At 37.8% G+C, this 6330-nt stretch carries 5 protein-coding genes; all 5 read left to right on the top strand.

Annotated features, from left to right (window positions below):
- Positions 1-43: 43 nt before the first annotated feature.
- Complete coding sequence (locus EGI31_RS18745; protein WP_255038686.1) at positions 44-472, top strand: IS1/IS1595 family N-terminal zinc-binding domain-containing protein; 429 nt, start codon at positions 44-46, stop codon at positions 470-472.
- Between the two features lie 268 nt (positions 473-740).
- Entirely contained in the window at positions 741-2129 is a 1389-nt protein-coding gene (locus EGI31_RS18750) for a porin (protein ID WP_255038687.1), read from the top strand.
- A 44-nt stretch (positions 2130-2173) separates the two neighbouring features.
- Positions 2174-3760 (top strand): MFS transporter, encoded by a 1587-nt coding sequence (locus tag EGI31_RS18755; RefSeq protein WP_255038688.1) that lies wholly within the window; start codon positions 2174-2176, stop codon positions 3758-3760.
- Positions 3761-3788: 28 nt separating this feature from the next.
- Positions 3789-4016, top strand: a complete 228-nt coding sequence (locus EGI31_RS18760; RefSeq protein WP_255038689.1) for a DUF6814 family protein — start codon at positions 3789-3791, stop codon at positions 4014-4016.
- Positions 4017-4388: 372 nt separating this feature from the next.
- On the top strand, positions 4389-6330 hold a 1942-nt coding region (locus EGI31_RS18765; RefSeq protein WP_255038690.1), incomplete at its 3' end, for a sodium:solute symporter family protein.

The raw sequence follows: 6330 nt of genomic DNA on the forward strand, positions 1-6330 counted from the left end.
TTAAATTTTGCTAAAAAGATATATATTTGCTAAAAAAGTATAGATGGCCAGTATTTTCCCTCCTTGCCCCAAATGTGACTCCGACGATATCTCCAAAAATGGTGTTATTAAAGGTAAACAGCGTTACAAATGTAGGACTTGTCTTTATAACTTTACCGTCGAAAAGATGGGTAAAAGTATCGACAGCTACTATGTGGTTAAGGCTCTTCAGCTCTACATAGAAGGTGTAAGTTATAGGGAAATAGAACGATTGTTAGGCATAAGTCATGTTTCGGTGATGAATTGGGTTAAGAAATATCAAATAAAGGTACCGAAACAAAACTTAGCTACTCCTACTTATAGAATCCTGAATCACAAGGAGTTAGGAGAGTTTGTGTCACGACCTCAGAATGTGGAAGGCAAAGGTATGCTTATAACTGAACTGGGTGATAAGTTTATGGTCATTCAATGGAATAGGATTACTTTTAACTAATCTATATCACTCTTCTAAATTGGTGCATTTATTTTGTACCCTCATACTCTACTAATTTGGGGTATTTATAAAATTGCCAAATATAATTCGTAGTTTCTCTTTTGCTGTAATTTATAATCTTGTTTTTTCGCTCAAATGCTACTGTAAGTCCACTTTTGTTGTTTTCTATATCAATTTAGCTTAGCTATATAGAAATTTCGATTCTAGAAATAGAACGCTAATCTTTGTCATCGAAAAGTACAACAAAACCCCAATAAATTTAAACTCTATGAAAAAATTAATTATCCTATTTTCGGTGCTCGTCACCACGGTAATTTCCTCCTTTGGGCAGGGGGCACCTGAATATGGTTCTGGGATGAAAATTAATGTAAACCAAGACGGATCCAAGTTCATCCGATTTATAACCTGGAACCAGATTTGGTTCAGATCTTCTCAGATGAATCCAGGTACCACAGTCGGTGGTGAGGCTGCCACGAATAGTGTTGATATTGGTGCTCGCCGACTACGTTTTTTAGCCTATGCCCAATTGAGTAAACGGTATATGGTAATAGCTCACTGGGGAATCAACAACCAAACTTTTGTGAATGGTGGTGGCTCAGGTACAACAGGAACAGGCCCTTATGGTGCTGGTAAGAAACCCCAAATATTTTTTCATGATGCCTGGAATGAGTATCATTTGGTATTACCCAGCAAAGAAAACAAGAATTCAAGCCTATCTGTTGGTGCTGGTTTACATTATTTTATGGGTATTTCAAGAATGACGCAGGCCTCAACCTTGAATTTTATGACCATAGATTCGCCTATTTTTAACTGGGCCACTGTAGATGTGGCGGACCAATTTGTTAGGCAATTTGGAATATTTGCGAAAGGTAAATTGAATAAATTTGAATATCGATTGGCTATTAACAAGCCTTTTTCAACAAATACACCACCCGTAAACGCAACGGATGCTAGTAAAGCAACGGCAGTGGATAATAGCGGTAACAGCAAATGGGTGAAAACAGGTTATCTAGAGTATCAATTCTGGGATACGGAGTCTAATTTGTTGCCTTTCAAAGTTGGGACATATTTAGGTACAAAAAAAGTATTTAACTTAGGTGCAGGTTTTTATAGTCAACCAAAAGGAACAAAGTCTCAACTTAATGGTACACTCAGTAGTCATGATATAAATTTGGTTGCGGTAGATGCATTTTTGGATCTTCCTGTAGGTAAAAAAGAAAGAAACATGGCCTTCACTGCGTATACTGGCTTATTTAACTATAACTTCGGACCAAATTACCTTCGAAATGTTGGAATTATGAACGTAGGAGTTGCAGATGCCAACTATAAAGGCAGCGATAAGCTTTTGTCGGGAGCTGGCAATGCTCAGCCAATGATTGGTACAGGCTCTATTTTCTATACACAAGCGGGCTTACTTCTGCCTAAAACCAAAGAAAAACCTAAGTTGAGAGTTCAACCGTTCACAGCATATACCATGAAAAACTTCGAAGCATTGCCTACCGCAGTTTCAAATTTTGACATTGGTGCCAATTGGCTAATAGATGGACATCATGCTAAAATTACCACGCAATATGCCATTAGGCCAGGTGTAGAGGTGACTTCAGGCAATAAAAAGTCCTTGGGCGAATTCATTATGCAATTACAAGTGTATTTATAATTATCAACCTTTAAAAAATTTATTAAACTCTAAAATTTAACATTATGTCATCTACTAAGAAAAGTTCGATGTTCTCTATAATTGGGGCATCATCTGTAGGAACAATGATAGAATGGTACGATTTCTATATTTTTGGAAGTCTTGCCACTATCATTTCCACAAAGTTTTTCCCTTCGGGGCCAGGAAATGAAACCCTTTCTTTCCTTTCAACATTAGCAACATTTGCGGCAGGATTCATAGTTAGACCTTTCGGTGCCTTGTTTTTTGGTCGCTTGGGTGACCTGATTGGTAGAAAATATACTTTCATGGTTACGCTACTTTTAATGGGTGGTGCTACATTCCTCATTGGCCTTATTCCATCTTACGAAACCATCGGTATGGCCGCTCCATTGTTGGTTTTATTGCTAAGATTATTACAAGGTCTCGCACTCGGTGGCGAGTATGGCGGTGCTGCTACTTATGTGGCAGAGCATTCTCCTGACAAAGAAAGAGGCTATATGACTTCATGGATTCAGATTACTGCCACTGCTGGTTTAATTATTTCATTAATTGTAATTGCTATCACCAAAGCATCGCTTTCAAAGGAGGCATTTGATGACTACGGGTGGAGAATTCCTTTCCTTGCTTCGGTTTTGATGGTTGGCGTTTCGTATTTGATTCGTAGAAATATGCATGAGTCTCCTCTTTTTGCCAAAGTAAAATCAGAAGGAAAAATTTCTACTAATCCTCTGAAAGAATCTTTTGGAAATAAATTAAATTTCAAGTTTGTTCTTTTGGCACTTTTGGGTGTAACGATGGGCCAGGGTGTAGTATGGTACACTGGCCAGTTTTACGCCATGTCTTTTATCGAAAAAGTAATGAACGTACCTAAAGAGCAGGTGGATAGCATTCTGATTTGGGGATTATGCTTGGGTACACCTTTCTTTGTGTTTTTTGGTTGGTTGTCTGACAAAATTGGCCGTAAATGGATCATGATGGCCGGAATGTTGGTGGCAATTCTATCCTATAGAACCATCTATTCTAAAATGTACGAAACAGCAGATATTAAGCTGAAGTCGGAAATTGTAGAAAAAGGTACTTCTGTTGCAGAATTGAAAGAAAATGCTAAAAATAAAAATGGTGGAGTGGATTCAGTGTACACAATTACCAAGGCTTTTGAAGACGGCACCACTTATAAAGAAGTGAAGACAGTGACGCTCAACAACGGTGCAATGGATATGAAAGATGGTAAACCTTTGGTAGACACCAAGAAAACCGTAACGATAAATGATTCGGACAAGTGGTTTTTGGTGCTGATGGTATTTATTCAGATGCTCTTCGTTACGATGGTTTACGGTCCAGTAGCTGCATTTTTGGTAGAAATGTTTCCTGTTAAAATCAGGTACACGTCCATGTCACTTCCATACCATATCGGCAATGGAATCTTTGGAGGTCTACTGCCTGCCATAGCTACTTTCTTGGTAACCAATGCCAAATCTATCAACGACAAGGCTAAAGAAGCTGGCCTAGAAATAATGCCTGTGGATAAGCCATATCTAGAGGGTCTGTGGTATCCCATTATTATTGCAGGGGTGTGTTTTGTAATTGGTACTATCTACTTAGATGGAAACGACAATAAGGTGAACGATTAATATTTTTGAACCAAAAACTTTAAATAAAATGAATGTTATAAAGAAAATCTTAGGAATTGTGTGGATAGCATTGGGAGCTTTTGCAGTCTACTATCTTATTGTAAACCAGGCCGTAACACTCTGGAATAAAGGTGGTGAAAATGTAATCCCTGCTGTGATTTATACGGTGGTGCTTTGCCCAATGATTGCCGGTGCTTTGGGATTTTTTGGAATGTACTGCCTTCAGGGAGAGTACAACGGAACAGACGAAAGATAATATTTTGAGCAAAACAAGTAGTGACTTGAAAGACTCAAAAAAGATTAATTCTATTTGAAATTCAATCTGAATTTTCAGAGTCTGAAAATCAAATTGTGTTAGGGTTAAATACAGCAATATATGCCAATTGAGACGATTGTCCGTTGGCATATATTCTTCACCAAAACCGATTTTAAAAAAAATGGGAAATAAAACCAAGGAACAAAAGCTATTTTTACTTTTCATACTTTTATTAGTTTTATTGAATTTTCCGATCATTTCGATTATTCAAAATGACCAATATATAGTTGGTTTTCCTTTGAAAATAGTAATAGTTTTTATTATTTGGTTTATAATAATATTGTTAGCGGCGTTTTTCGTGAATCGAAATAAATGAATGGATTTCTGATTTCGGTAGTATCTGTTTTGTATTTGGGTTTTTTATTTTACTTGGCATTTGTGGCCGAGCGTTTCAAAAGTAAAAAAAGAAGCCTGATAGACAATCCCTATGTCTATGCTTTGTCGCTTTCGGTTTATTGCACTGCCTGGACTTTTTACGGAAGTGTAGGTAGGGTAAATCAAACCGGCCTCGAGTTCCTTTCGGTTTACATAGGTCCGACTTTGGTGATGTTGCTGGGCTGGAGTGTTTTACGTAAAATCGTACGTATTTCACATGTGCACAATATCACAAGTGTCGCTGACTTCATTTCTGCCAGATATGGCAAATATCGTTCTTTGGGAGTTTGGGTTACTATTATTTCGCTGTTGGCAGGTATTCCGTATATCGGTTTGCAGATCAAGGCCATTTCCAAGAGCTTTGAGATATTGTCTGGAATGGCCCATGGAGTCTATTTTTACCAGGAGCCTGCTTTTTATATTTCTATTCTTCTGGTGGTTTTTACCATACTTTTTGGTACCAGAAAGGTCCAAGCCAACGAAACCCATGAAGGAATGATTTTTGCCATCGCGGCTGAAAGCGTTTTCAAGCTTTTGGCCTTTTTGGTTGTAGGTATTTTCATCACTTTTTGGCTTAATGATGGTTTTGCCGATGTTTTTGAGAAACATTATTATCAAAAAGAAATCCAGAAAGCCTTCGATTTTGAGAAGCAACCAGGATACGGAAACTGGTTTATGCATATTTTGGTTTCGGCTTTTTCATTTATGTTTTTGCCTCGGCAATTTCAGGTAGCGGTGGTCGAAAATCAAAACGAAAATAACTTAAAGCAGGCCATTTGGTTATTACCACTTTATATGTTTTTAATCGATATTTTTGTGATACCTATTGCACTGACAGGCAGTTCAGTTTTCGCAGGCAATCCAAGTATTTTAGCTGACAATTACGTGATTGAGCTGCCTTTGAGTGTTTCTGCCAATGTCATTGCACTTATTGCTTATATCGGTGGTTTTTCCGCTGCAACGGGTATGATTATCGTAGAAACTATTGCTATCAGCACCATGCTCACCAATAGTTTGGTTTTACCGGCTTTATTGGAAAACAAAAGATTTAAAGAAAAATACACTTTTCGTATCATCAATTTTGCGGTTTGGATTCGTCGAGGAGCTATTATTTTGACAGTTCTTCTCGGCTTTTTTTATTACAAAACCGTGGCCAGTTATTTTTCATTGGTATCTATTGGTTTGATTGCATTTGTGGCAATTGGTCAATTTGGCCCAATAATTTTGGGTGGTATTTTTTGGAAAGGGGCCACCAAAACTGGTGCTTTGGTTGGGCTATTATCGGGTTTCATTATTTGGTTGTTTTCGCTTATTTTACCCTCTTTACTAACCGACGCAACGGGTAATTACCTTAATAGCTCCGTTTCTGCTTTTTTTGAGTTTTTTGCACATTTTAAAATTCAGGGCTTTGATGACATTTCCAATACCACTTTTTGGAGCTTACTGATCAATTCAATCATGTTTTTTGTGGTTTCTATGTGCACAGAAGTCACCCCGGCGGAGGCCAAACAGGCCTTGTTGTTTGTTGATGTTTTCAAATATTCTAACAAAGACGGTCAATCTCTGCTTTGGAAAGGAAAAGCACGAAATGAGCATTTGATAGAGCTTTTGGTGAGTTTTATTGGCAGTATGCAGGCCAAAGAAGAACTGGAGGACTTTGCACGAAAAAACCACATCGACCTCAAAGATTCTATTGCCGATCCTAAATTGGTGAGTTATGTGGAAAATACCATTAGCAGCATAATTGGTACTTCTACGGCTAGGATGTTGGTGGCTTCTATCACCAAAGAAGAAGTCGTAAGCATCGATGAGATTTTGGAGGTTTTGAAACGTTCTCAAAAAATTGTGGAAGACAACCAAGAACTAAAAAACAAAACAC

The sequence above is a fragment of the Lacihabitans soyangensis genome, from assembly GCF_024343775.1.
GTDB classification, from domain to species: Bacteria; Bacteroidota; Bacteroidia; order Cytophagales; family Spirosomataceae; genus Leadbetterella; species Leadbetterella soyangensis.

Excerpts from the sequence above, each read along its gene's own strand:
- EGI31_RS18750 (WP_255038687.1), top strand. The coding sequence starts at position 741 with ATGAAAAAATTAATTATCCTATTTTCGGTGCTCGTCACCACGGTAATT.
- EGI31_RS18745 (WP_255038686.1), top strand. The coding sequence starts at position 44 with ATGGCCAGTATTTTCCCTCCTTGCCCCAAATGTGACTCCGACGATATC.
- EGI31_RS18760 (WP_255038689.1), top strand. The coding sequence starts at position 3,789 with ATGAATGTTATAAAGAAAATCTTAGGAATTGTGTGGATAGCATTGGGA.
- EGI31_RS18755 (WP_255038688.1), top strand. The coding sequence starts at position 2,174 with ATGTCATCTACTAAGAAAAGTTCGATGTTCTCTATAATTGGGGCATCA.